A 24,874-nucleotide genomic window follows, 5' to 3' on the forward strand; every position below is an offset into this window, starting at 1 on the left:
CCGAACCGTACGTACACCTCTCGATGTATACGGCTCTCCGTCAATATTATCAGTCCATTTTGCCATTGTGTATTTTCCTATGGCAGTTGAAACATACAGCCAGCGTTTTCCTGCGTCGGGCAATCATGTGTCTTTCCCAATCCTGTTTTCCTTTCAGGTCTGCGATTTTCCTGACATGGTGCATTTGCAGGTCTTCATTAGCTCCACAAAACTCACATTGCTTGGCTTTTAATCTGTCTATCAGACTGGTGCGCTTTGCAAATATGCCGTTAGGTATCGCGTCGGCATGATTGTCAATAAATGACTTTCGTGCGAATCCCTCATTATAGAATCTACTTTTCAGTAAGCGCCCTTTCCTGTTTTCGTATTTCACTATGAAATCCCGGCCTTCTGTGTATTTCCGAATGATTTTCCGGGTTGAAGTCTGGTACTTACAGGCGTAGGTTTTATACATGCTGTATTCCATAATGTTGTAGAATGAGTCGATCGTACTGCTATTGTTGGCAATCGAGTAGTAATTACGCAAGCCACGTATTTCAGCATTGTACTGAGTCAGGATTTCCAGATCGTCGTTGTTTTTCATGCTAGGTCTGGATTTTGGTTTCCATACTTCTTTACCATTTCGGACCGATATGGTCATGGCATCGTAGTCGAGAAGTTTCTTTCTCATGGTGGCGTTACCTATTTCCAATTGTACCTTGGCACCAAACGTCCGGTTCAGTATCCCGTTCTTGTTCCTTTTGGCTGCGTTGGATTTTCTTACCCATACTTCATACCCCAGGAATTTTGCAGGGGATTGGGCATTTGTGATTAAAGTTTTTTGCTCGGATAGTTCTAATTTCAACCTTTCGGACAGGTGTATCTTGAGGTCTTCTTTGACTCTTTGAGCATCCGCTTTACTCCCAATAATGCCTACCAGGAAGTCATCTGCATATCTGACGTACTTCATTCTCCGGTAATTTTCGTCCATCGCATCGCTGCACGGCACAAGCATACGTTGCTTTTTCCACCCTTTAATTTTAGCCAACAGTTGGCTTCTTATCGCCTGATCTTGTTCAACTTTGAGCTTTCTTGCTACAAGATTCCTTGCAAACGATGTGAGTTTGGCATATTCAGAATTTAGCCTTTTGGTTTTTCCTTTGTTGAATGCGGTGATGTATTCAGCTATGTACTTATCTAGTTTGTCCAGATAAATATTGGCCAGGATCGGGCTGATAATTCCTCCCTGTGGCGTGCCACTGTAGGTCTTGTTAAATACCCAATCCCTACATATCCCGCGTTCAAAAACTTCCTGATAAGGCGCAGGAAGCGGTCATCAGCAATACGTTCTGCTAGGATCGCTATCAGTACGTCATGATCGATGTTATCAAAGAATCCTTTAATGTCTCCCTCGATAAACCACTTCGTGCCTGTGAAGGTCTTCTGAATACTTATCAGTGCGGTGTGGCAGCTTCTCTTCGGCCGGAAACCGTGTGAGCTATCTTCAAAATAGCCCTCGTATATCGCCCCAAGAATCATTCTGATCACTTCCTGTACTAATTTGTCTCCAAAAGATGGTATTCCCAGAGGGCGCTTTTTCCCGTCTTTTTTTAGGATATACGTCCTCCTTGATGGTGCTGGCTGGTAGCTTTCATCTCTGATAGCCTCAATCAGCTGCTCAACGGTGGAAATGCTCATGCCGTCGATGGTCTTTCCATCGGAACCCTTGGTCATGTTGCCTGGGTTGGCGTACAGCTTTTGGTACGCCTGGTAGTACATTTCCTCGTTAAACATAATCCTGTAGAGCCGCTCAAACCGGTAGTTCGTTTTCTTGTTTTGCTCTGTCAGACTGTTTAACACTCTCTCTGGATTTCTCATAATGTCTCTCACATTTTCCTTCGATCGCATTAAAAAATATTAACTGCTTCCCTTCGCCATGTGCAGGGCTTTCCCCTGCTCGGACTACTACGGAAGCTCCGTTACCTTGCCGGATATTCAAGGACCCAAAGTCCCATAGCCACATTGTGGCATTCCGGTTTAGGTAATCCCCATTTAGACATATAGTAACATAGCTTGACAGATTGTCGGATACGATTTCCGCCCTTTACTACTTATCGTAGTTGCGCTGTACTCCGTTTTGGCTCGTGATCTTTTCATATCGGATTCGAGTAGTACAGTCCGACGTTGATAACTGTCTTCCGTCGGAGCCGTCGCATGTAACCGCTTAGGCTATCGTTCAATCAGTATGGATTTTATCCTCATATCTATCATTTTATCTCCCCATTCAGTCGCAGCCTGACAGTTGGCTGACTTATAAGTTTACCGACATGCTACACTCCCTTTCAGGTTTCCCTTCCAGATAAGTCGGTTGATAATTGACGTCTAAACGCTTGTCAAAGAACTTGCTAATGTTCTATTTACTATATGCCCTTATGGGCGCACATGGAAATGCACGTTAGCGGTATCTTCATGCTTGAAAACCAGCATCTGGTTCTGTTCAAACCCAAAGTCCCTGGCAAATTCGGTGGAAATTTCGGCGATCGTTTCGTTGCCGGGCTTTTCGCCTGGCGCAAAGCTAAATGACTGGTGCCACATGAATTTTTTAAGGTTCGTATTTTGCATATGATTACTAGTAAACTGGTTGATTAAATATTCCAGGTCCAGCTTCCCGTCTACATGCATTTTTATACCCAGGTTCTGAATATAAACCAATTCCCCTCGGACATCTTGTTCGTCCAGCCTTTGCCGCATCTTTGCGGAGACATGCTTGTCGTAGTAGCAGTATTCAATTAGCCCTTTGGCATAGCTGCCAAGGCTTGCTTTTCCAATCATAACCTCATCTTTTTCAGGGTTGCATTTACAGCTTTTTCGATCTCAGCGTGAACGGAGCCTGCATCGGTTTCACCCGATTTCCAGAGAGGCGCGAGCTCTTCAAGTGGCTGCGAGTAATGGGTCTCATATTTTTGCTGCAAGTCACCGATCAGCCGGCTGGTCGCACTGCATCTTAGCAGTAGCTGATGTTTGCCTTCGGTTTCAGGTAGCATTTGAGAAAGATAAGAGGCGAGGTCATTTGACCATTCAAGCAACTCCTCGAACGCCTTCTTCATGCTGCGGATCTCAAAGCTTTCAAACACCCAAAGCGTGATAAGATCGGCGAGCAGCCGAACCCGCAGGCTACTGTGCTGCCACTGGTCTGTAAGCATCTGGTGTCCCTTGGTTTTTAGAACTGCGAGTGATAAAACGCCGGAAAGTTGTTGGAGCACCCTGACCATCTCGGCAGTTGCCTTGGGCAGCGCCCTTTTCTGCGGCCTTTTAAAAGGCACATCAAGCGCCAGGGCTAAGAAATATTGACTGGCGGAAAGCCCGCTTTTTTCAATGAGCTCATTAATCTGTCTTTTCTGATCAGCACTTACCCAGACTGAAAAGTGTTCCCGTTTGGCAGTACCTTTTTCCTTGGGCGGTCTGCCTTTTTGTTTCTGATTTTCCATGTGTCTTTTTTGATTAGCTATGAGCCGGAAGGCGAATAGCAGGGGTCCAGGGGTTTTCCCATGGCCAGCTCCCGCCGGGGAGTCGCTTTTCGCGACGTACCGGCGATAGCTGGCTGTGGAGAAAACCACCGCGCAGGATCTTTCCTGACCGTTTCTGGCTCAATTTTCCTTTTAAATGATTTTTCTGGATTACTTTTTGACTCTTTGGAGCACTTTCTGACTCTTAATACCCCTTAAAGACTCCTTTGGTGCGCATTTAGACCTTTCTGTATCGCTTTTGGATCAATTTTTCCTCTGCAAAGGCACTTTGACCAATTTTCGTCGCGAGTCGAATTCGTAAGACTTGCCGAATACATATTTGCCGCGTTTCGACGGCGAAAGAATGAGATACTCGATGCCACCTGACGTTTCCGTCTCGCCTTCGCGGATCAGGGCCACATAGTCCGGTGCATTTTTGTAAGCTGAAACGAAGTCCTCGATCCGCTGGTAATCCACATACGTAGACATGTATACGTAGTATAAGATTCCCAGAACAAGTGCAGTAATTGAATACGGCAATCCCTTACCTAGGCCATGGATGAAAGCTTCCCAAATCGAGTTGAATTGGACCGTCTTGACAGATTCCCTGATCTTATCATTTAGCTTTTTGTTCTCATCCAGGACTGCCCGGAGCTGGTTATCCATGTTTTGAAACTGGGCCTGGTTGTCCAGCAGAATGACTGCCGACCAATCGTCCATCTCGATTTCGTACCTTGCCAGGTAGTCCGCTTTGATCCTGGCCAGGGTTTGTTTGGTGACCTGCTGGCTAGACATCGGCAAAATTGATTTGTAGTTCTCTTTGAAGTCTTAGTCTCGGCCCAATGGTGTAGGTATCTAGCGCCAAGCCTTTACGGATGCCTGTCAGGATTTCTGCTCCGAGAAATGACTCAGGCTCGAAATCTCCAAACCTGCGAAAAGCCAGGCCTGAGTCCTTGCAGTTTTCCCTTAGTTCCTGGGTCAGATGTGGAAATTTGCGAAAGGTGGCCATACTTTGCCAGACGACGATTTCAAAGTCTGTTTTAATAAGATCGAACATTCTTAGCAAATAATCGATGGACGGATTGTAGGCACCTCCGCCGCCTATGACGATATGAAACGTGATTTCAAAACCCAGCCCCTCAGCAAAAGCTTTGAGAGGGATGTCGTATTCAATTAATGCTGGAAGCTGTTCACTTTCGGGAGCGCCAAAATCAAAATAGGCGTCGTCGAAATCTTCCTTCGCGAGGCTTTGTAAATAGGCCAGCAAATTATCACGGATCAAAAGGCCTTTCTCGTCTAGTAGGCTGGCAACATCGGATTGATCCTGATGGACGAATTTCAGCTGACGTGTACTGGTCTGCGTTGAGGCGTCCACATCAATGAACAGGCACCTGGGATCTTGGTAGTGTTTGAGGGCAAACAGGTACATCAGAATGGATTTTCCTACGCCTCCCTTGGCTTGCACTATGAAATGTAAGTTTTTCATTTGTTAATATTTTTTAGATGGTTTAACATATGGCTCAGGCTCAGAGCGGGGGAATTTCATTGCCGCTTTGGGCTGGGCCTCAGCTTCCGGCTTCTCACTTTTTTGAACTGGCATCTGCTGATCACCCCACTTTTTCATTTTAGCGCGGATGTATTTGACATCATACAGCGACACTGCTACGATAGAAAGTTTTTCGTTAATCACGTCCACAAGAAACCTGGCTGACATATTGGAAGCAAACAGGTCTCGATACAGCTCAAAAAGCATCCGCTTGCGCTTGGGGTCCTTCCGCTCACAAAGCTTTAGGACCAACTCCTTGGTTATCTCCATAGCGTCAATGATTAAGCTTGCGACGTTTCTGGGATTCAATCCTGTGATACCAGTGCCAGAGGACTGTCTCAGAGAAATACAGTTTTCCTGCTTGGCGGATAAATGGAAGATGTCCCTTGGCGCAATGATAGTAAAGCTTCTGTGCAGAGACTGTTTTCAACATCCGCTTTGCCTCATGTACATCGACGAGACGATCAGAGTTGACCGCAGGATCGGAGCGAATTGTTACAGGGGCTACGTCCTGTACGGTGGAGGTAGCGTCTGGATTGTGGATGCACGAATCCGGAGTTCTCTTTTTCATTTTGCCTTTCTGTTTGATAAAACATGCTGGCAAAATTCAGAGTCAAGTGCCAGGAATTCCTTCCTGTGATTCGACCGGGAACGAAAAGAAGTTTTTATTTATAAGTCGCGAAGGAGCAATCGTACCTCCGTTAGATATTTAGTGCGGGCATTCCCTTCTCTACCGTCAAACTGACTTAGCTCTTCCGCCTGAAAGGCTTTTACAAATGAGCTTTGCTCAAAATCATGTATCAACCAGGAGTTGAAGGAGGCGGCAACCTGAGGTGCATCTGTTGTCATCCTGATATAGCCTTTTTCCATCAGCACGTAGTAAAGCGCGGCAATGTAAAGCCTTCCACCCTTGGATTGTTTGCAATACCGGTAATTATCCGAGTCCCCGATTGGCGCAATCCATCGCTCCGTCAACAAGATACGCTTCAAGCGTTTAAATTTGAGCAGCCTTTCGGCTGCATCCCCGTCGGTAAATTGTTCCTGGAAGCTGTCCGACGCCCGCATTCGTGAAACCTTCTTCGTAGTGGTCCCTGGCTTTGGCATTTGTTGAACTAAAATTTTCAACTCCTTTCTCCACCCTTCCAGATCAAGCAATTTGTCTGCAACGGCTTCCGACGATAAGGTTTGAACCCAATTTGAGATTGAAGTGAGAGTTTCATAGATGGCTTTTTCAGACCCATAGTCCTCTCTTGACAAAAGGTACTCAATTACCTCCCGGTTATGTCGTAGTGTGAATGCCGTGCGACGCTTGACTTGTCGAATCCGATCTCGCTTAGACTGACCGAACCACCAATGAAGCCAGTCAGGCTTGGAAATGCCTTGCTCGTGAGAAGTAATAAAGTCACCGATATCGTTTCTCCTAACTGTAAATGAATACCTGTTATGATACAGAATCAGCAGTCGGTTCAGGCTAGTCAAATCGTCTTCATAGAAAGTGCCTGCAAATTCTTCAATAATGTATTTCAAAAAGGGATACCGAAGGTTGGAGTGAAGATTCATGGTCTTGCGGTCAAATAACGTCACTACAGCAATATAATAACTATCGGTTACAAAAACATGATCCGCCTACTGCGTGGCATTATAATTGATGTTGATCCTCCACATCTGCCGACCAAATTCATCGGCAATAGCAGCGACATGCAGCGCACTATTCCCTGTACTCCATCAACGAGCGAGATCAAAGCAATGTACATCGAGTCCACAAATAGAAGGGCCAGGAAGACTTCGAGAAAATCCCACATAAGTGTATCTTGAACAACGAACGCGAGCTTTTCGCAAACTGGACATGGATACTGCGCCAGTTGTCTTGTACGAACCGGATAATAAATTTGGTAGGTATTCTATCGTTCTGAACTGCTTATTGTAACGTACCATCCAGCATACGTAAATGTACATTTCAAAACTCTCCATTCGAAATTTTCGCAACTTTAGAAATACAACTATTGGATTTAAGAAGGGAATTAACACGCTAATCGGCGAGAATGGATCAGGTAAATCCAATGTTCTATACGCACTCAGGCTCCTAATCGACGAGAGCCTTCCTCGTGCGGTGAGATTCAACGAATCCGACTTCAACCGCAGTTTGGGGAGCAAGTGGCATGGGCACTGGATCATCATCCAAATCGAATTCTTGGAGCTAGATGCAGCCGAGGAAGCACAGGCAATTGCGATGCACCAAATCGGTGACATGGAAACATATGATTCCAAGGTCGGAAGTTATGCGTTGATATTTAGGCCGAAGGAAAAGATAAGGCAACAGCTTTATGAATGCGCCTCCGATCGTCGAAAATCGCAAGAGTCGCTGGCTCAAATACTCGATGCCATAACCCTAAACGATTATGAGGTGACCTTTCGCGGACGAGGAAATGTAGATTTTTCTATCGACACAAACTATCAAAAATATGTGGGGGATTTCGATGAAATACAATTTCCTGATCCGAATGATAAACAGGAAGATGTTTACGGAATCAGGCTGCAAGGATTCTCAATCCCGAATGAACTCTCCTGTACATTTATTAAAGCACTTCGAGATGTTGAAGCGGATCTTAGGTCATTTAGGGACAACCCACTCCTTAGTCTTTTACGGGGGAAAGAAAAAAGTATTCCGATTGTAGAAAAAGAGTCAATTGTGCGGAAGGTTGTAGACCTCAACGATGAAATTGGAAAACTGGATGAAATTAATGATGTTGCAGCGGGAATTACCCACAGTATCAAGAGCGCTGTTGGAGAAACATATGCACCCGGCATTGAAATCAGGTCTGAAGTGCCCTCTGATATAGAACAACTTCTGCAATCGCTTAAATTATGGGTTGGTGACCCAGATGAGCCGGGGTACAAAGGAAGGATTCGCGAATTGAGCCTCGGGGGTGCAAATCTTATTTTTTTATCCCTTAAACTACTTGAATACGAAAGGGTTAAAGCGCTAGATAAAATAGCTAATTTTCTGCTCATCGAAGAGCCTGAGGCCCACATCCATACTCATATCCAGAAAACCCTCTTCCACAAAGTACAAAACAGCGACACACAAATAATTGTAACTACCCATTCAACCCAGATATCTTCGGTCAGCAAGATTAGTTCTGTCAATATCCTTTCTCGTTCGCAAAACCAAGCACAAGTCTTCAACCCGTCAAACGGATTGAGTGAACAAGAAGTGGTTGCTATTGAACGATACTTGGATGCGGTGAGAACCGATTTGCTGTTTGCTAAAGGGGTCGTCTTGGTTGAAGGGGATGCTGAACATATTATTATTCCAACCATGTTCAAAAAGATATTTGGAGCTTCTCTTGACGAAATCGGCGTCAGCCTTGTAAATATCGGTAGCACCGGATTCAGCAATATAGCATCGATATTTCACAATGATCGGGTTAGGAAAAAGTGTGCCATTATTACCGATGAGGACAAATCGATTCTGGATCTTCCAGACGACAAAAATGATGATACATTGGAAGAACGATCATGTAGAAACTCGGAAATATCCGGAGCGCGTAGGAAAAGGATATTGGACCGTTTTTGCAAAACAAACAAATGGGTTTCCCCATTTTACGGTAAACACACATTTGAAGTTGAATTTGTCGGTTGTGGAAATGATCACGAAGTACGGATGCTTGTTGAAAAACATTACAGCAACCCTAGTTTGATAAGGGAAATTAATGATGCACTAAAAAGTGAGCACGTTGACATTTATGGAAAAGAAATCCTTCGTTTGGCCAATCGTTTTAAAAAAGGATGGTTCGCACTAAAGCTTGAGGAGCATATCACACATTTGACATTTATGCCTACATACATCTTGGAAGCTATAACATTTGCTTGCCCTCATGTATCGTTTGAGGTACTACGAAGCATGGCGTTGTTTCGTTTGCAAGCGTTCGCGAAACGCGCCTATGAGGACAATAGTATCGACTACGCTATGCTAACGAAAAACTTACAGGCGATTTCGGATGCGCAGGAGTCAGTTGATTACTTTGCCACAGAACTTCCTGATGATCAACTTAGCAAATTCATAGAGCTTACAAATTCTCAAAAATGTTTCAGGACCTAAATAAGCAACAGAAAACGGCAGTCTTGACGGCTGGTCATGTTTTGTTGAGTGCCTGCCCCGGTAGTGGAAAAACACGAGTGCTTGCTACCAAAGTGGGATTGGAACTTGATAAAATCAGTAACACAAAAAAAATGGTTGTCGCTTTAACGTTTACTAACAGGGCAGCAGAGGAGATAAAACGTAGATTGGCTAAAATTGATATCGACGCTGAGAAGCTCTGGGCTGGTACCATTCATTCATTTTGCCTTGAATGGATAATCAGGCCATACTCTCCGTACCTTGAAGAGGTCAAGAATGGATTCGTAATTGCAGATGAATACAAATGCGAGGACTTGATAGCGTCTTTGAAAGACCAATACGGCTTCGAGTGGTGGGAAAGCATTTCCACTCGGCGAAATCTTGATGGAGCGTTTTCCGAACGGGATCCAAGGTTTCGCGATCTTCTTTCTAATTATGATCAAATGCTCGCAGGGCAGCGGTTGATTGATTTCGATCTAATACTTTATTTTTCTTACAAGCTGCTTCATCAATATCCAAAAATTTGCAAAAGCCTTAGCAATCTGATCCATCTGCTAGCAGTTGATGAATACCAGGACACCCAAGAGCTACAGTATGCGATACTAGCGAAGATAGTCTCCGCAAGAGAGAGTACGACTTCGCTATTTATGGTAGGCGATGAAGATCAGGCAATTTATGGATCCCTCGGAGGGGTAGCTAAATCCTTGCCAGACATCAGCGTTCAATTTGGGAAGATTTCGATCACGCCCTTAGAGCTTTCTGGGAATTATAGAAGTACTCAGCGTATCATCGACTACTACCGAAATTATCAGAGTCGAGCAATTTCCATTGAATCTCTGGCAGCTCATGCCGAAGAGGCTGGACTCCTCACTTTTAATAACGAGATCCATAAAGATGATCTGCCGGTTTATATCGCGGAGATCATTCAGCACAATATTGCCATGGGCGTCCCTGAGCATGAGATATGTGTATTAGCTCCTCAATGGCCTTTGGTAATACCTATGGGTAAAATGCTGAAATCACGACTGCCGGATGTCAACTTTGACGCCGTTGGATTATCTCCATTAATGAAAAATAAGGAGAACATTTGGTTTAAAGTAGCCAGGCTCTTTCTAGTACCTCCGTCGCCGAGAATGTATTTTGTCCGAGCCCGATGGACTTTTGAACTTATTGACGAATTTGTGGCCTTAGGTATCGAAATATTACCGGGGGTGGAGAAAAAGGCCAAAGTCTTTCTCCGGCATCTCAACAGTGTTACGTGCGACGAAGATGACGGTCTTGCGCATTTAGAACATTGCTTCGGTGAATTAATGGAGCGCCTGGGAATAGAAATTGCGCAGAATTCGACCTTAAAACAGCACTGGGAGTATTTTTTCGAGAGCACAAAAAAACGCATGGACGACGCACGCTTTGATTATGCGCGGGATATCGGCAGTTTCAAGAAACTATTTAGCCACGCGACCGGTGTTGTGGTCAATACATGTCATGGAGTCAAGGGGGAGGAATTTCATACTGTAATTGCTTTTGGTCTGTTGCATGGGTATGTCCCTAACTGGAAAGATGACGATCATTTGGCAACCTCAAAGAAGCTGCTTTATGTGATCTGTAGTCGGGCTAAAAATCATCTTCATCTTATCTCTGAAAGGGGGCGGAAAACTAGGAAAGGATCCCCATATACAACTACCATGCATTTACAAAATGTGCGCTACCCCTATGACTAGTACACTTCGGCCTCGCACTGAACTGCTTGTGAGCCTCTCCCAGGTATTAGACGGTTGAAAGTAGAGTTTCCGGTGTTTCTCATGATGTACTTTCAAGGACTTTGCTTCACTGTAAAATTGAGCGGTGCAGCGAAACGGGCGAATAAAGTGTGTATTTCGAAAAGGCTAGAAACTCCTTTACCTACCTTGGCGGCATTATCGACACTACGAATCCGGAGTGACTTTAGCAGAACAAAATTAAAAGACCAAATAAGCAAATGAAGAAGCTATCTGTCAAAGAAATTATTGAATTCAGAAATAAGTCTGCGAGGCGTAGAAAGAGTTTCATAGATTCGTTGAAATCAGATACCCCTAAACTAATTTTAGAAGGTGGCGACTATTGGGTGACCTGCATAAGTGCCATTAGCAACAGCTACAAACTAAATGACACAAGACCGATAGTAGCCAAAATAGTTGAACTTGAGGGAAAATTTGAACATAGTAAATATAGCAGGACAAAAATAATGTATAAAAGGAACATTGACATTCTGCGCACTTACGAAACTGCTAATTTAGCGAATTGGAGACCTTTAAGCGAGTTGAGATTTATTAGAAAGAGTAAATACAACTCTATAATCCTAATTGAGGGGTTACAAATTCAGGTAACTCCAAATCATGTTTTTGCCTTTAAAGAGGACGACACTGATAAAATTGGTGCAATTTGGTTTATAGCAAAGTTGAACGGCTTTAAGGCAAGTGAATTAGGGATGTTTACTGATATTTTGTACCGTTACCTAAAATTAAACTTCTCTAGCGATTACGTAATCGATATGAAATATTGTATTGCCGTCGACGTTTGCAGCGGCCTTGATGTGAGATTCTCTCAACTATCGGACGGCGAAATTCCGGCTCTGCTGAATTCGACTTTAGGAGAAATAAGAAAATTATTATAGTATTTTCTCACTAGTAATAAAATACTAAGCTAAAAAACAGATATTTAGGCAGTTCAAGAAAGACGAGTTATACTAGAATCCCGATTGGATTGCATGTAATGAAGCGGTCGTAATCTACTTCGGAAGCAACTAACCGGTTGGGATGATGCAATTCACCGTGTAACTTCAGCAAGGTGACAGCATCAGAATCATTCGAGATAGTAATTGATCCTCATCTAGGATAGGTCGCCAATAGTTGGAGAGGGAAGCGTATCCTTATTCGAGTAAAAATTCGAAATTAGTAGTGCAGACGATGTCAAACTGCAAGTCACAAAATGCCACGTGTGTCTTGCCCGCCTTTACTGAATTTACGAGCAACAAATGCTTGATTATCAAATTATTGAATACTATATCATACTCAAATATAAGGGTAAAATACTTGCTTTCTGAATTGAGACTGTACCGGGAATTTCTGTGCAGTTGCAGAAATTAGTGTCGCGTCTGATGAATTTTCTTGCCTGACATCACCCGTATCACTAAGCGAATAAGCTCCTGTTAGACCGCCTCGCCAAAATGTCAGGAAAACTCATAGAAGTTACCTTGTACGGTGACCTACCTGAGCCGTTTACCAATACTCGCCTGCATATCTTCTTCCTTTGCGTCGTGCTCATAAATGTCCTCCAAACGTTGATAAATCGTTGCGGCAACAAATGGCTGAGTGAATTCGACGGCGGTTTTCCACTTTCTGTATCTTGCCGCAATTGACCGCTCCTGGTCGCCACCTTCGATTTTCGAGTGCACGCCACGCGAGTTGTACAAGCCTGTAACCACCGCCTCCGCTATTTTCTCAGATTGCACATGTTCCAAAACCTCTCTGACAGCCTCACACGGACGAATTCCATCGATACCTGCTGGTGCATGGGATAACATCTTCCCAATCGCAGAATCTCCTCCATCGTCGCGTCCAAGTTCTGCACATGCACTCCTGACTGCTTTTACCCAATTTAGTAGCAGCTCCGGGTCAATATCTCCATTTCTATTACGGCCAGGTACTCTATGTAGACTTTCAATTAGTTTGTACCCGCGCAACGACCGCCTTGCAAACTGAATTGGATCATCGACCTGTAAGTCGGCAGTGTCGGTCTTACCATCGCCTCTTTTGTAAAACCAAGCGACAGCTAAGGCGAAAATTTTTGGGTTATTTTCGATGTACTTTTCCAAATTTGGAATGCCTCGATGTCCGGCATATCCCCCTCCATCCGCAAGCACGTCAAGATATCCAAACTCAAGAATAGCCAATTCCTCCAAAGTAAATTCACCGCTTGCCTCGAGATACTCGAAAGCCTTTTCTATTTCCCAAATACTTATTCTGTTCAGTTCCTCGGAGGTATCGTCAATAGTAACTAGTGCATCGAGTAGCTTGAACAATGTTGTTGGATGCAGGTTTTCAAGACTTCCTGCGACGAAATCGAAGGCAGCAGCGGGACGCTTAAATGTTATCAATTTAGCGACTATTTCATTTAGATCGTCCTTAGTCTGGCGCTCCCACCGCAACCTTACCATTGTCCAATACTGCTTTTGCAGGGAGTCTGGGAGCTTCGAAACCAAAATCCAAGTAGTGGAGCGGAATGGGGCGAATTCGAGCACCTTTGCGTATTCCTCTTGGGTAGTGACTTTTTCAATCTTTTGGATAATGGCAGTCAATGATTTATCATCATGTAGCGCGATTAATGCACCACCTATCAGGTTGTCGCACGTAGCCCGATTCGAATTGTTCAAAGACCGAAGGATGCTGACGATAAATTCAGCGATATCTTTCGTTTTGAGGATGTCTGAGGTCATCAACCAGCCAATGATAAAAGCAGTTTTGCCAGATTCTGCAAGTGCCATAATACCTGCGACTCGCCGTTCCCCCCAAATTATTCGCAGCGCATTGATCCTTTTCTTTTTTATCCGTTTATCTCGTGCTTGAAGGTTAGTTTCTCCATCAATTATCTCGTCATAAGACTCGTCAACCCAATTTTGTTTAAACAACCATTCATGACGACTAATGACATCGGTAGGCTCAAGGAGGGCGTACGCAGAGTTGGCAGCTTCCACCAGTTGAGTTGCGTTTTTCTTTTTTATCCGAGCGATGCCCTTTGCCGACATAAGAGTAACTCTGATTCGTTCGCGAATGACTGCCTTGTCTCTATCGGACGCGCTCTTTCCCCAATCTTCAACAATCCGCCAAACCGATATTTGGCGATCTCGATCCAAAATGTGAATCCGGCAAATCAGATCGTCTACAGTTGACAGATTGTGTTTTGGCCAGTTCAAGCAAATATCTGCAACAGTGCTGATGAAATTGTAAGCTTCCTCGTGAGATACTGGATCTCCATGACCCTGCCCATCGTTTCTCCACCTAGGTTTATAGCTATAAGTGCCATAGCTAGGCTTATTGCTGAATTGCTCCACACAAAGAGACCAGCCAATCTCAGGATAAGCTTTAACTATGTTGCGCAAAACCTCAATTCGCTGGTCCACATTCGCTGCCGTTTGAGGCATCCAAGCTCGGAAAATGGCACTAAGAGATGCGATAGGTGTATTAGCCCAGTTGTCTTCAATCTTAGTTTCTGACAGCTTTGCTAATATTAATGCCGTCCGGTATATTGTTTCTGGTGACCAAGCCAAGCTTTCCAAGGCGCAAAGCAAACCAATTCTAGGGCACGAACTAAATATCCCTGAGTCAACGGGGCGTAAAAGGGCAGTGCATGCGGAAGCGTTACTTCTTAAATCATGTTCAATCATTTTCAGGAATTGATCAGGCGAAGCTTCAGCATAACTTGCTAAATCTAGGCCATGCATTTCAAGCGTTCGACTCGTCAATGGATCGCCAAGAAGCTTGCGCACTGTCTTTGCAACGAACTGCTCCACATCAATTCCAAGCCTTCTTTGAAATAGATTGTTGCCATGTACTGCCAACAAAACCAGCGTTTCCGCTATTCCATTTCGCAGAGCTTTCGAGATCTCTCGCCTCTTGCTATAAATACCAAGGGCGAAGAGGTGTCCAGGTGGGTAGTCGATCGCTGGATCATCCTCGCTTAAGACAATTTCGGCAACAGTGAAGAAATTTGAAATCTCGTCCTTAGTGAGGCTGGTGCTTATAGCAAACAAAACGTCAATCTTTGATATCAGTCCCCTGTATTCACCCTCCGACCAAAGTGGGGTGTCATTAATCTGTGTAATTCGTTGGAAGGTTTTTTCCAGCTCGTTATATTGTTTCCTGTTAGCAAGAATTGATAACAATTCGCGATCACGTGCATTTGAGGAACTCCATGCTCCCGCAAATAGGTAGGGCACCATGCTTGACGCCATTTCGTCGTTCGATGCCCATTCGGGTCGCCGAATTTCTGGCACATTTGAAAGCCGACGACGCAATACCGTCAGAGAACGGCCAGATTCTATCTCAAGCCTGTTGACTTTATCGTTATCAAACGCCATCTTTTCAAGAGCCTGACGAAATGTGACCGTGCTCACCGGCTCAAGAAGGATATGCGGTTCATCATGAATAGCATTTCGCGGGTAGACTATGATTGTGTGGATCGATTGCAGATACGGGCCAACTTCACGGGCAACTTCCCCGGGAGTGATAACTGCAATAAAGTCTGACGCCCCGTCTGCCATAACAGGTAATATGCCGGGTTTATCGAAGACGACTACCTTGTCCCTAAACCTAAAGAGGTCAGTATTTTCTGAAAACAAGCAACTAAGAAATCCCAAAGCTTCTTCTATTGAGTCAGCTTTCACAATTATTGGTTCACGAGGATCCTGTGTTAGAATCTCAACTATTTTTTTTTTGAAGATATTCACCGAGTCATTGAAAAAATCTTCTACGAGCGACGGAGTAGAATGTTTTGCCCATTCGATCCAACATTTATCCAGAGACCTAGTTTTGCTTTCAGGACGCTTGGTCTCGTCCGCGAACCATGTCTGACCAGGAATCGATTGTGCGACCCACTGTTCGAGATCACTTGCGTCGTAAGCCCGAACGTTCCTCCAATGTGGACCATTTTTGTGATCATTTATCCACTTAACTTTCCCCTGCCATCGCCTTGGCGTCACGAATATGAATGTAGAATTTTGCCTTTCTTCAATTTCGATAAGCCGAACGCTCTTTTCGTAATCCTTTTTAGCTTTCACATTCGGATCTTCGTTGCAACCAAACTCCCAATACGAATTGCCTTTGGGGATCCATTGAGTTTCTTCCCGGGCAATAACCAATCCATCCGGGCCTGGCCGTTCGGAATCGTCATTTCCTGGAAAATCGACGTGAGTGAGACCACTACCTGTCGAGTTTACAAGCGTGCGCAAAAACACAGCTAGCCTGAAGCGAGCAACAATTCGAGATGCCCAAACGTCAATTTCGCTAGAGGTAATATCAAGAAAGCGTGGTACATATCGCTTCACTGTCGCCGATACGTTGGTTTCCGTTGCCTCTTGCGCATCGATGTGTACCTGCAGTTCAAGGAGATACTTTGCCGGCAGGTTAAAGACTCTTTCAATACGAGAAGCCATTTCGGTCGAAAGACTCGCTTTTCCGTTTAAAAAATTCGACAATGCGGGACGACCTACTCCAAGTAACTTGGCTGTAGCCGACACTGACAGGCCGCGAGGGATCAGAATTTCTTTCCTGACATATTCGCCTGGGCTAAGTAATTGTGCTGAGTTCATGCATCAAAACTTGTATTGTGTAGCGTTACACAATACAAGTTTAGCAAATGTTCCTACATGAGCAAATATTTATATGATATTTTGGAGTTTTAGCTGACCAATAAAGGTTTTCTGGTTATATCTAAGACAGTCTCGGACTGAATGCTTAAAGTATAAGATGAAGTTTATGAGGGCTTTGGCGCAAATCCGCAACGACCTTATAGCGGGGCAGTCGGCGGAGTGTATTTGTTCGGAGCTAAATTGGAAATAATGAATTTTGCAGAAATTATTGACAACAAGCTAGAATGATCTAACGGAACCCATTGCCCATAGCTTCGAAATTATCGTGGGAAAATTAGACGGGGTCCTAGGACTTTTTGTTCAAAGCCATTTCACGCGAGAAATTCAATATAGCGTTAATAAGTGTCCCTTGCAAGTGGGACCCAACACCTGAGTCCTTGCCAAATGGAAAGCTTTTTGGGCTCCGCTTACGAAGGATAGACATGAAAATCAGGAGCCAAGTTGACAAGTTGGTGGATAGCCTGTTATCTTTGAAGTAGAGAAATCTATCAAATTTCTCCAAAATTGATCATTTCATCTGGTAACCTATCCGGTAACCTGGAAATTGAAATCAAAAATATTGCTGCTCCTGAGACAGTTAGGCGATAAAAATGATTCCAGCGGGATCACGAGAAGCAATAACAAAAAGCATCAAAAGCCTGCAAATCAACAGATTAGCAGGCTTTTTTTGTTTTTCGAATTATGCCAAAATATTCAATTTTCTACAAATTTTTGGTGAGTGATTCGCTGAGTTCAAAGATCTGCAAATTTTACTCACCAGAATCGCTACAACTGATTGTATCACAACCTGTTTACGGCGTAAACATCTTGTGCTGACTAGGCTTGCAAGACTACTTTTGTTCAACTTTTTAACCTGAAAAAGGTATGAAAACAAAGATCAGTCTGCCTTTCTATTTGAAGAAGCCGAAGAATTATCAAAAAGGGCCGGTGCCGATTTACTTACGGATTACGGTTGAAAGTAGAAGAGCAGAATTTACGACCGGCCGAGAATGCGAGCCTGGTCGGTCGAATGCATTCGCAGGAAGAGTCACCGGAGCTAAGGAGGCTGTTAAGTCGGTTAATGCTTATCTCGGCAACCTTGAACAGCAATTATTAGATGCACAAGCTGCATTGGTTCGCGACAATGCTTTGATAACAGCGGAAACAATCAAAAACAAATTTCTAGGCATTGGCCCGAAGCAGCGTTTTCTAATGGCAGTGATCGCTGATCATAATGAGCGTATGAAAGCATTGGTCGGCCAGGAATATGCGATAGGCACATTCCACCGCTACAAGGTTCTTGAACGCCACACGGCGGCATTTTTAAAGAGTAATTACAGCACGATCGATTTTGACATCAGCCGCATAGATTTTGCTTTCATAGCAGATTACGAGTTCTATCTCCGCTCTGTCCGCAAGATGGGCAACAATGCTGTGGTGAAGCACATGAAAATGTTCCGCAAGATTGTCAATATCTGCCTGAGCAACGGCTGGATGAATCTTGACCCGTATCTAAACTTTAAAGGCAAATTCAAGAAAGTCGATAAGGCCATTCTTACCAGAGCAGAACTGGACTTAATGGCGAGCAAAGACTTCGCTAGTGACCGACTCACCCAAGTGCGGGATACGTTTCTCTTTTGTTGTTTCACCGGCCTGGCTTACTCCGATGTCCAGAAGCTCGAAAAAAGCCAAATAGCACGAGGGATTGATGGTGAGCAGTGGATTTTCAGCCAGCGGACGAAAACGAATGTCAAGCCTCACATCCCGCTGTTGCCGGAAACCCTTCAAATTATTGATAGATACAAAGATCATCCGCTTTGTGAATCGCGCGGGCTCTTATTACCTGTGCCGAGTAACCAGAAGATGAATGATTACTTGAAAGAAATTGCAGTGATCTGCGGGATTGAAAAGATGCTCACCTCACACGTGGCCAGGCATACGTTCGCAACTACCGTGACGCCGCAAAATGGCGTTCCGATTGAAAGCGTCTCTAAAATGCTTGGACATACAAACATTCGCACGACGCAGATTTATGCGAAAATCTTGGATACGAAGGTTAGTGAAGACATGCAGGCTTTGAAAGGGCGGCTTTCAAAGAGGTATGGCACGGAAGGTCAAAACTCATGGTAGTCAATCAAATTTGACATAATTATGGAAGCTAGGCGCATTAGACTCTACTGACATAGCAATTGATGATTATCGTCGTTCTAACGGTTTCCAATCGCCCTTCTTGAAAAATACGTTGCCGAATTTTGGTGAAGTAAATACCAAATAAAAGTTCCATATCCCACGATATGTGGTAGGGTTATCTATCACGATGTGATGAGTAGGCGCAGCCATGACAATATTCAGCCGCTTGGAATGGTACGGGGCAGTCATATCGACAGCTCCTCGATATGTCTTTGTGATTTTTTCTCCATCCGTTACGTGGAAGAAAATGGAATCATTGCTTTTTATCTCAAATCGAAAATTGTTGTATTGCCAATCGGCTTGCTTGCCTGGAAAATAATCTCGGTTAACGATATAGCTACCATAGTAGTCGTTTTTATTCAATACTATCTTCGAGGTGAGTGCTTGGACAACCGTAGAAAGTAACGCAATGCCCAATATCCCAACCCAACCCAACGCACTGGCAATCAGCAATAACCTTCTTTTTGTTAATAGCCAAATGATTACACTAACGACAGTGAAAGGAAGAAGGACAAAAACGACAAATAGATTAAAGCCAAATCCCATCTAAGACCAAATTGTTTTCTGAGCTGGCAATATGCTATTGTCGGCTGGATTTTCAACAAAATATCAATTCAGATTGCACAACTTATTAAGCACCCTACGAATTGTGGCTGACTGGGGCATTTCCAAGACATTGATTGCCTCTTACCCGCAATCGGCAAGATGTCAGATTGGTGTCACAATCTCATCTTGCCGCCTAAACGCTCCGAAGTCGCTGGCGGGAGAATTTTATAGAAATTCCAGTCTCTTGAAAATGATCGCCGACAGCCGAACTAAACAGGTGGGTTAATTGCAAAGTCCTAGATAGAAATAAACAGACACTTGATGGCGGCCGACACTGACGAATTTACGTATATTAACGCCCGTCGATGGGTCAATGAAGACCCGCGGCGAGGATCGACTTAGTCAGAGCTTGGGTTGACAAGAATCACAACGAACATAAATTAGGCTGGGGCAACGTATTCACTAACCTTGAGACGGCTTTGGAATACAAAACCAGGTTCTTTTCGCATTTAAATGATATTAAGATATTTGCTCTGTATTTTAATATGACAATTTCGAGTGGCGCTTCATTTGTCATGCCCTCTATGTAAAGCTACGATTGCCTCTTACCCGCAATCGGCTGGATGTACAATTGTCGGACAATTGAATCTGGCCGCCCATTCGCTCCAAAGTCGTGGCGGGAGAGTTTTATGATTTTTCCTATCTTTGAGCTGCTTGCCAGCCAGTTAATTGCAAGTTGAGAGGCCGTTTAGAGTTTAGAAGATGCTGAAATGTGTTAGGCACATATTTTGGAGATTTCAGTCCACTTAATAGTAGTTACAGAGCTTTCGTAATGTATTCTAAAACCTTCTGAGTCAAAACCATCTACCCGAATGATTCTTGGTGGACTACCATGCAAAGAATGCCAATTCATCTTTGCCCAATCGCTAATTCTGCCAATTCGAGGAGACAGTCGAGCCAACCACGTCATCGTATATAAATTATGGTTCAATATCTCAATTTACAGTTTTTTGATATCAGTAAGCTCGATTTTTCCGCCCTCGTAGGGAAGTTCCAGCTCTGGATTAGGGCCGAAACAATGCTTTTTAAGATTGGCAGAAATACGGTAATTCCAGGTATTTTCTTCTTTACTAATCTCCCAAGTAGTATCTAACTCACACGGGTATAGGCGCAGAAAGCCCGCCATGCTATCTGGAACCACGAAGACCCCTTCACCGACATATCTGGCTTGTACATTTTCAAAAATACGGCGTGTTGAGCCGTTGCACCCACAGTCCTGATCTTCTTTTGAACATGATGACCCAAAAGAAAGTAAAAAGAAACTGTAACATGAAGCCTTGAGAATGAAATGCATATATTTTTTGCCAATAGTTACATTTGAAGACCCAATTGCCCGAAAAACAGTTGGAGTTATTAACAAAATAGCCCTTATGCACGAACAATTAAGATCTTCGCCTAAACATAGACCATCCCTATAAGTGATCCCCGGCAAAATTTCCCAATTGAAGCAAAATATCAACTCCTCGTATGCAGAGCATGCCTGAATTACCTCAATTTGGTAGAAGCGAAGAAAAATTGAGGGATAACGATGTATTCAAAGCTCGGCTAAGTTCATAACTTGCAATCCGTCAAGAAACCAGTCATATACGAGATCACCACAACAGCTAGTGAGTAGAGCGGAAGAAATCCTAAACCAATTAGATAAGTGCAACGCTGACTACGTCTTTCCAATGTTAGACAACTGATACATCTATCCGGCACTGCGCCTAACTTCGCATTGCCGAGGAAGCCACGCAATTTTTCAAGGCCTCCCTAAGTTACTGAGAATAAACTCCCATGCGTCCTTACAGGTTTCAGCTTTCGGTATTGCTCGCGGCCTTGCTACTAATGTCCAGCTTAAATGCCTTTGCATGCAGCATGTGCAAGGTTACAATCAATGGCAAAACATATCTTGGTAATAATGAAGACTCCTGGCGAACTGGCTCACGAATAAGTTTTGTAAATGCCCCAGTAGGAAAACTCGGAGCTTTGTATATGAGCTACGGTGATATGTTTCCACAGGGAGGGATGAATGAGGCAGGCCTGGCTTTTGATGGACTGACTATCTATAAGAAAAACATCAAAATTGATCCGTCCAAACAAAATATCACCAACTTCTCGGAGTTTGTCCATTACATTATGCAGAACTGCACAACGGTCGAAGATGTAAGGCGGTATGCAAACCGGTACAACCGACACAGAATGCCCAATGGCGAGTTGTTTTTCGCGGATAAATCTGGGCGGTACCTGATTATGGAGCCGGATACCGTGCTGTTGGGAAACGACGGCAAATACATCATTTCCAACTTTTGCCCTTCCATCACACCTGAAAATGAGCGTCTGAATTGGGCTCGCTATCGAAGAGGACGAGATTTTATCAACTGGCAACAATCTGATAATGGAGCCGACTATTGTCTGGCACTAGTCGATACCATGCATGAATGCCGTGAAAAACTAGGAGACGGTACGATGTATTCTTCTATTGCCAACCTTTCCGAAGGCGATTTCAGCCTGTACTTTTATCATGACTACACGAGAGAAGTTAAATTCAACTTGAAGCAAGAGCTTGCAAAAGGAGATCGGGTTATCGAATTAGCGTCTTTGTTTCCAGACAATATCGAATATGACCGATTGGTGAGGTACAAAGTACCCCAAAACGATCGGCGTATCTTCCTTTTCCTGCTTTCCTGTGGCGGGATTTTTGGCGTGTCGGCTATATTTTTCCTGCTGAGCTATCTGATCAATATTTTTCGAGCGCCGCGCGCTCCGGATCCGTACTTAAAATTGCGGCTAGTAATAATCATGATCTGCCTCCCAATGCTATACTATATGTTTGCGCTAATACGCACACCTGCCATGTTTTACAGTAAAGCACCATTTCAGGATTTTCAATTTTCATTAAAAAACGTTGCTGCCTACCTGCCATTTATTCTGCTGTTGCTTATCGTTCCATTGATAAGGGTGAACCTGCATCTGGCCCGTCGAAAAATATGGGGATTGTCTTCAAAGCTGATATTTACCCTTAATAACCTGGTTTATATCACTTTGATTTTGATGTTTACCTATTGGGGCTTCTATGACGTTCTATGACAGTATGTAGCTATTAATGCCAAGCCGGCGGTAATCAAAAAATGGTCTTGTCCAAACGTAACCATATGTCAAATCTGATCTCATGCCGTGCCTGTAATCAGCCGGTTTCACGCGCAGCTGAATTTTGTCCTCATTGCGGCGAAACCGAGCCGAACCAAACTGTGTTTAGGGTCCAGTCGATATTTACGACCATCGTCTGTTTAATTGCAATAATGGTTATCCTTTACCAATGCGTTTCATGACAGCAAAATGAAATTAGAAACAATGACATTTCGGCGTTTTTATTAACACACAACAATTGCCTAGTTATGCGATTATAGTACCTTTGCGCCCCCTTTCGCAAAACATCCCACCATGACCGCTACCAATCAACTCGGACAAGCTCCCATCAGGACCTTGTTTTTTCAAAACTATGGCCCGGCGATAATTAGCCTGCTGTCTTCGATCATTCACCAGGTTATTAATGGAATTATACTTGGACAACAAATCGGAAAAGACGGTCTTGCAGCGGTTGGATTATATGGACCTGTCGTGATCGTCTTGATTGCACTGAGTTTGCCTATTATGATAGGCGGCGGAGTACTGATCGGAAAAAGTATTGGAGCCGGGGACTTTGAAAAAGTACAGGAGGTCTTTCAATTCGCTACTACGCTGGTAGTTTTGATTGGAGGCTGCGTAGCTGTCAGTGCACCGTTCATAGCAACTCCGCTTTCTCGGTTCCTGGCCGGAGCAGCCAACGTTTCATTGGCAGACAAAACGGCCGAGTATGCCTTTTGGCAATTGCTGGGTCTTCCTTTTTTCTTCCTGGGAATGATTTGGGGTAATTTCGTTCGTGCAAACGGAGCACCAAAGGTGTCGCGAAATGCGTCTATTTTGGCTGCCGGAATCAATATTCTACTGGATCTGATACTGATTATTGGTTGCGGCCTGGGCGTAAAAGGAGCATCGATCGCAACATCAGTAGCGTTAGCCGCAGGCGCAGCATATCTTTTCGTGTATATTTTTAAAGGCAACACGCATCTTAATTTTTTTTCATTTCGTTTCACCTTAAAACTTTCACAATGGAAGGAGTACTTCAAAATAGGTCTGCCGTCGTTCGCATCTGAAATCGCATTCTCATCTGGCTTGCTTCTTATCAACCAATCGTTGATCCATTACGGCGCCACAGCCGTGGCCGCTTTTGGGCTGGTCAATTACCTTAGTTTTCTACTCATTCGCCCCTTTACCGCCGCGATGATCGCCGCGCTTCCTATCATGTCATTCAACATAGGTGCAAAACAGCCAGAACGTGTATTAGAAACTTTACGTTTTTCGCTGGTTTTTACGCTATTGTTGGGAATTATCGTGACATTGATCGGCTTGTTTCTGTCCGACCCGCTAATTGTATTATTTTCTGGGGACCAAAATATGGCCTATCGGAAAATTGCGAGCCAAGCAATGGGCTTGTACTTCCTGCTGTTTTTAGCAGTTGGGCCGAACTATTTGCTGGCTGCCTTTCTACAAAGCACAGGTAAGACAACCCCGGCCCTTTTTGTAAACTTGTTAAAAGGGCTTTTGCTAGTTGCGCCGGCGCTTATGATTCTTCCGGACTATTTTGGCCTACCAGGCATCTGGCTATCCCGTTCTTTGGCCGAAATACTGACGTTGCTCCTTTTTGCGGCCTATACAATGTATTACAATGATCGATACTATGCGGTTGGTGCCATCACGCCTGATAGTTAGTCACACATAGTACGTCCATGCCAAATCCATGTCCATGCAAGCCGTTTCCAGTTCTTCAACGGCTTGCCATTATTATTCAACCATCGTTTTGCATTATAATGTCGGTAAATCTAATGGTGTAGGAATCCAGTAGGGGGATATTGCGAGCATAGGGGTTACACTGTACCTTCGCATGTAAATTTCGAACAATGCGCAATACCAAATGTGGCATTGGAAGCCTCCAAAAGGAGTGGCTGTGAAACTTTTAATGAAAACATATCCAACATATTAATCACATGAGTACAATCGAAAAGGCTTCCGCACCGGCAGTGCCGATTTCAAAAGCATTGGTGTCCAACGGGTTTTTGTTCATTTCGGGTCAGATCGGCTCTGCTGGCGGGCAGTTGGTGAGTACCTCTTTCGAGGACGAGGTAAGGCAAGTGTTTGCGAATATCGAGACAATACTTAACGAGCACGGGCTGACTTTCGGCCACATTGTCAGTGTTACCGTGTATTTGACGGATATGAGGTATTTCGACCAGCTCAACGCAGTGTACCAAACTTATTTTGTTGACCGCTATCCGACCCGTACATGCCTGGCCGTGGCAGGTTTGCCCAAACAAGCGCGTGTTGAGTTGACCACAATTGCTAGTTTAGAGCTAAAAACGAGCTAGTACGCACCGGATGTAGTAGATAACGTGGTTGCTGACGCGCTCAGTAACCACGAACCGGATAAGGAGGCCTGTTTGATAAGTACTTAGGAATTTTGTAAT

Annotated in this window: 19 protein-coding genes; 7 read left to right on the forward strand and 12 right to left on the reverse strand. The window is 44.1% G+C overall.

Annotated elements, in window-relative coordinates:
- Positions 1-49: 49 nt before the first annotated feature.
- The 9 genes from IEY24_RS33225 to IEY24_RS04395 form a co-directional block, all read right to left on the reverse strand.
- Entirely contained in the window at positions 50-994 is a 945-nt protein-coding gene (locus IEY24_RS33225) for an HNH endonuclease (protein ID WP_438821069.1), read from the reverse strand.
- 182 nt (positions 995-1,176) lie between these two features.
- On the reverse strand, positions 1,177-1,857 hold the full coding sequence (locus IEY24_RS33230; protein ID WP_229221338.1) for a reverse transcriptase domain-containing protein: 681 nt from the start codon (positions 1,855-1,857) through the stop codon (positions 1,177-1,179).
- Positions 1,858-2,409: 552 nt separating this feature from the next.
- Complete coding sequence (locus IEY24_RS04365) at positions 2,410-2,811, reverse strand: relaxase/mobilization nuclease domain-containing protein (RefSeq protein WP_229221340.1); 402 nt, start codon at positions 2,809-2,811, stop codon at positions 2,410-2,412.
- Positions 2,808-3,467, reverse strand: a complete 660-nt coding sequence (locus tag IEY24_RS04370) for a plasmid mobilization protein (protein WP_188929014.1) — start codon at positions 3,465-3,467, stop codon at positions 2,808-2,810. Before IEY24_RS04370 ends, IEY24_RS04365 begins: the two co-directional genes overlap by 4 nt.
- A 282-nt stretch (positions 3,468-3,749) precedes the next feature.
- Entirely contained in the window at positions 3,750-4,280 is a 531-nt protein-coding gene (locus IEY24_RS04375; protein ID WP_188929015.1) for a hypothetical protein, read from the reverse strand.
- Positions 4,273-4,971 (reverse strand): P-loop NTPase family protein, encoded by a 699-nt coding sequence (locus IEY24_RS04380; RefSeq protein WP_188929017.1) that lies wholly within the window; start codon positions 4,969-4,971, stop codon positions 4,273-4,275. The genes IEY24_RS04375 and IEY24_RS04380 overlap by 8 nt, the downstream gene beginning before the upstream one ends.
- A gap of 3 nt (positions 4,972-4,974) precedes the next feature.
- The gene (locus tag IEY24_RS04385) at positions 4,975-5,301 is read right to left on the reverse strand and encodes a hypothetical protein (RefSeq protein ID WP_188929020.1); all 327 of its coding nucleotides are present in this window, start codon (positions 5,299-5,301) and stop codon (positions 4,975-4,977) included.
- A 4-nt stretch (positions 5,302-5,305) separates the two neighbouring features.
- Complete coding sequence (locus IEY24_RS04390; RefSeq protein WP_188929022.1) at positions 5,306-5,602, reverse strand: hypothetical protein; 297 nt, start codon at positions 5,600-5,602, stop codon at positions 5,306-5,308.
- A 98-nt stretch (positions 5,603-5,700) separates the two neighbouring features.
- The gene (locus IEY24_RS04395; RefSeq protein ID WP_188929024.1) at positions 5,701-6,558 is read right to left on the reverse strand and encodes a hypothetical protein; all 858 of its coding nucleotides are present in this window, start codon (positions 6,556-6,558) and stop codon (positions 5,701-5,703) included.
- Positions 6,559-6,979: 421 nt separating this feature from the next.
- On the opposite strand from IEY24_RS04395, the gene IEY24_RS04400 reads away from it, so the two are divergent.
- From IEY24_RS04400 to IEY24_RS04410, 3 genes are all read left to right on the forward strand, one after another.
- The gene (locus IEY24_RS04400) at positions 6,980-9,133 is read left to right on the forward strand and encodes an ATP-dependent nuclease (RefSeq protein ID WP_188929026.1); all 2,154 of its coding nucleotides are present in this window, start codon (positions 6,980-6,982) and stop codon (positions 9,131-9,133) included.
- On the forward strand, positions 9,118-10,872 hold the full coding sequence (locus IEY24_RS04405; protein WP_188929028.1) for a UvrD-helicase domain-containing protein: 1,755 nt from the start codon (positions 9,118-9,120) through the stop codon (positions 10,870-10,872). Before IEY24_RS04400 ends, IEY24_RS04405 begins: the two co-directional genes overlap by 16 nt.
- A 257-nt stretch (positions 10,873-11,129) precedes the next feature.
- Positions 11,130-11,804, forward strand: coding sequence for a hypothetical protein (locus IEY24_RS04410; protein ID WP_188929030.1), 675 nt, complete (start codon positions 11,130-11,132; stop codon positions 11,802-11,804).
- A 591-nt stretch (positions 11,805-12,395) separates the two neighbouring features.
- On the opposite strand, the gene IEY24_RS04415 is transcribed toward IEY24_RS04410, so the two are convergent.
- Positions 12,396-16,496 carry a HigA family addiction module antitoxin gene (locus IEY24_RS04415; RefSeq protein ID WP_188929032.1) on the reverse strand — a complete coding sequence of 1,367 codons (4,101 nt, stop codon included), beginning with the start codon at positions 16,494-16,496 and terminating at the stop codon, positions 12,396-12,398.
- Between the two features lie 924 nt (positions 16,497-17,420).
- On the opposite strand from IEY24_RS04415, the gene IEY24_RS04420 reads away from it, so the two are divergent.
- Positions 17,421-18,665: a site-specific integrase gene (locus IEY24_RS04420; protein WP_188929034.1), complete on the forward strand. Its 1,245-nt coding sequence runs from the start codon at positions 17,421-17,423 to the stop codon at positions 18,663-18,665.
- Between the two features lie 66 nt (positions 18,666-18,731).
- Here IEY24_RS04420 and IEY24_RS04425 read toward each other — a convergent pair whose 3' ends face one another.
- Positions 18,732-19,271, reverse strand: coding sequence for a hypothetical protein (locus tag IEY24_RS04425; RefSeq protein ID WP_188929037.1), 540 nt, complete (start codon positions 19,269-19,271; stop codon positions 18,732-18,734).
- A gap of 1,000 nt (positions 19,272-20,271) precedes the next feature.
- Complete coding sequence (locus IEY24_RS04430) at positions 20,272-20,625, reverse strand: hypothetical protein (RefSeq protein ID WP_188929039.1); 354 nt, start codon at positions 20,623-20,625, stop codon at positions 20,272-20,274.
- Positions 20,626-21,158: 533 nt separating this feature from the next.
- On the opposite strand from IEY24_RS04430, the gene IEY24_RS04435 reads away from it, so the two are divergent.
- From IEY24_RS04435 to IEY24_RS04445, 3 genes are all read left to right on the forward strand, one after another.
- Positions 21,159-22,400: a hypothetical protein gene (locus IEY24_RS04435; protein WP_188929042.1), complete on the forward strand. Its 1,242-nt coding sequence runs from the start codon at positions 21,159-21,161 to the stop codon at positions 22,398-22,400.
- Positions 22,401-22,754: 354 nt separating this feature from the next.
- Positions 22,755-24,122, forward strand: coding sequence for an MATE family efflux transporter (locus IEY24_RS04440; RefSeq protein ID WP_188929044.1), 1,368 nt, complete (start codon positions 22,755-22,757; stop codon positions 24,120-24,122).
- 275 nt (positions 24,123-24,397) lie between these two features.
- Positions 24,398-24,775, forward strand: coding sequence for a RidA family protein (locus tag IEY24_RS04445; RefSeq protein WP_188929047.1), 378 nt, complete (start codon positions 24,398-24,400; stop codon positions 24,773-24,775).
- Positions 24,776-24,874 lie beyond the last annotated feature (99 nt).

The sequence above is a fragment of the Dyadobacter endophyticus genome, from assembly GCF_014641595.1.
Lineage (GTDB): Bacteria > Bacteroidota > Bacteroidia > Cytophagales > Spirosomataceae > Dyadobacter > Dyadobacter endophyticus.

Bases quoted from the DNA above. Each gene is read 5' to 3' on its own strand.
- IEY24_RS04375 (WP_188929015.1), bottom strand. From the start codon at position 4,280: ATGTCTAGCCAGCAGGTCACCAAACAAACCCTGGCCAGGATCAAAGCG.
- IEY24_RS04425 (WP_188929037.1), bottom strand. From the start codon at position 19,271: ATGGGATTTGGCTTTAATCTATTTGTCGTTTTTGTCCTTCTTCCTTTC.
- IEY24_RS04400 (WP_188929026.1), top strand. From the start codon at position 6,980: ATGTACATTTCAAAACTCTCCATTCGAAATTTTCGCAACTTTAGAAAT.
- IEY24_RS04390 (WP_188929022.1), bottom strand. From the start codon at position 5,602: ATGAAAAAGAGAACTCCGGATTCGTGCATCCACAATCCAGACGCTACC.
- IEY24_RS04415 (WP_188929032.1), bottom strand. From the start codon at position 16,496: ATGAACTCAGCACAATTACTTAGCCCAGGCGAATATGTCAGGAAAGAA.
- IEY24_RS04420 (WP_188929034.1), top strand. From the start codon at position 17,421: ATGAAAACAAAGATCAGTCTGCCTTTCTATTTGAAGAAGCCGAAGAAT.
- IEY24_RS33230 (WP_229221338.1), bottom strand. From the start codon at position 1,857: ATGAGAAATCCAGAGAGAGTGTTAAACAGTCTGACAGAGCAAAACAAG.
- IEY24_RS04365 (WP_229221340.1), bottom strand. From the start codon at position 2,811: ATGATTGGAAAAGCAAGCCTTGGCAGCTATGCCAAAGGGCTAATTGAA.
- IEY24_RS04430 (WP_188929039.1), bottom strand. From the start codon at position 20,625: ATGCATTTCATTCTCAAGGCTTCATGTTACAGTTTCTTTTTACTTTCT.
- IEY24_RS04440 (WP_188929044.1), top strand. From the start codon at position 22,755: ATGACCGCTACCAATCAACTCGGACAAGCTCCCATCAGGACCTTGTTT.
- IEY24_RS04385 (WP_188929020.1), bottom strand. From the start codon at position 5,301: ATGGAGATAACCAAGGAGTTGGTCCTAAAGCTTTGTGAGCGGAAGGAC.
- IEY24_RS04410 (WP_188929030.1), top strand. From the start codon at position 11,130: ATGAAGAAGCTATCTGTCAAAGAAATTATTGAATTCAGAAATAAGTCT.
- IEY24_RS04370 (WP_188929014.1), bottom strand. From the start codon at position 3,467: ATGGAAAATCAGAAACAAAAAGGCAGACCGCCCAAGGAAAAAGGTACT.
- IEY24_RS04405 (WP_188929028.1), top strand. From the start codon at position 9,118: ATGTTTCAGGACCTAAATAAGCAACAGAAAACGGCAGTCTTGACGGCT.
- IEY24_RS04435 (WP_188929042.1), top strand. From the start codon at position 21,159: ATGTCCAGCTTAAATGCCTTTGCATGCAGCATGTGCAAGGTTACAATC.
- IEY24_RS04445 (WP_188929047.1), top strand. From the start codon at position 24,398: ATGAGTACAATCGAAAAGGCTTCCGCACCGGCAGTGCCGATTTCAAAA.
- IEY24_RS04380 (WP_188929017.1), bottom strand. From the start codon at position 4,971: ATGAAAAACTTACATTTCATAGTGCAAGCCAAGGGAGGCGTAGGAAAA.
- IEY24_RS33225 (WP_438821069.1), bottom strand. From the start codon at position 994: ATGCTTGTGCCGTGCAGCGATGCGATGGACGAAAATTACCGGAGAATG.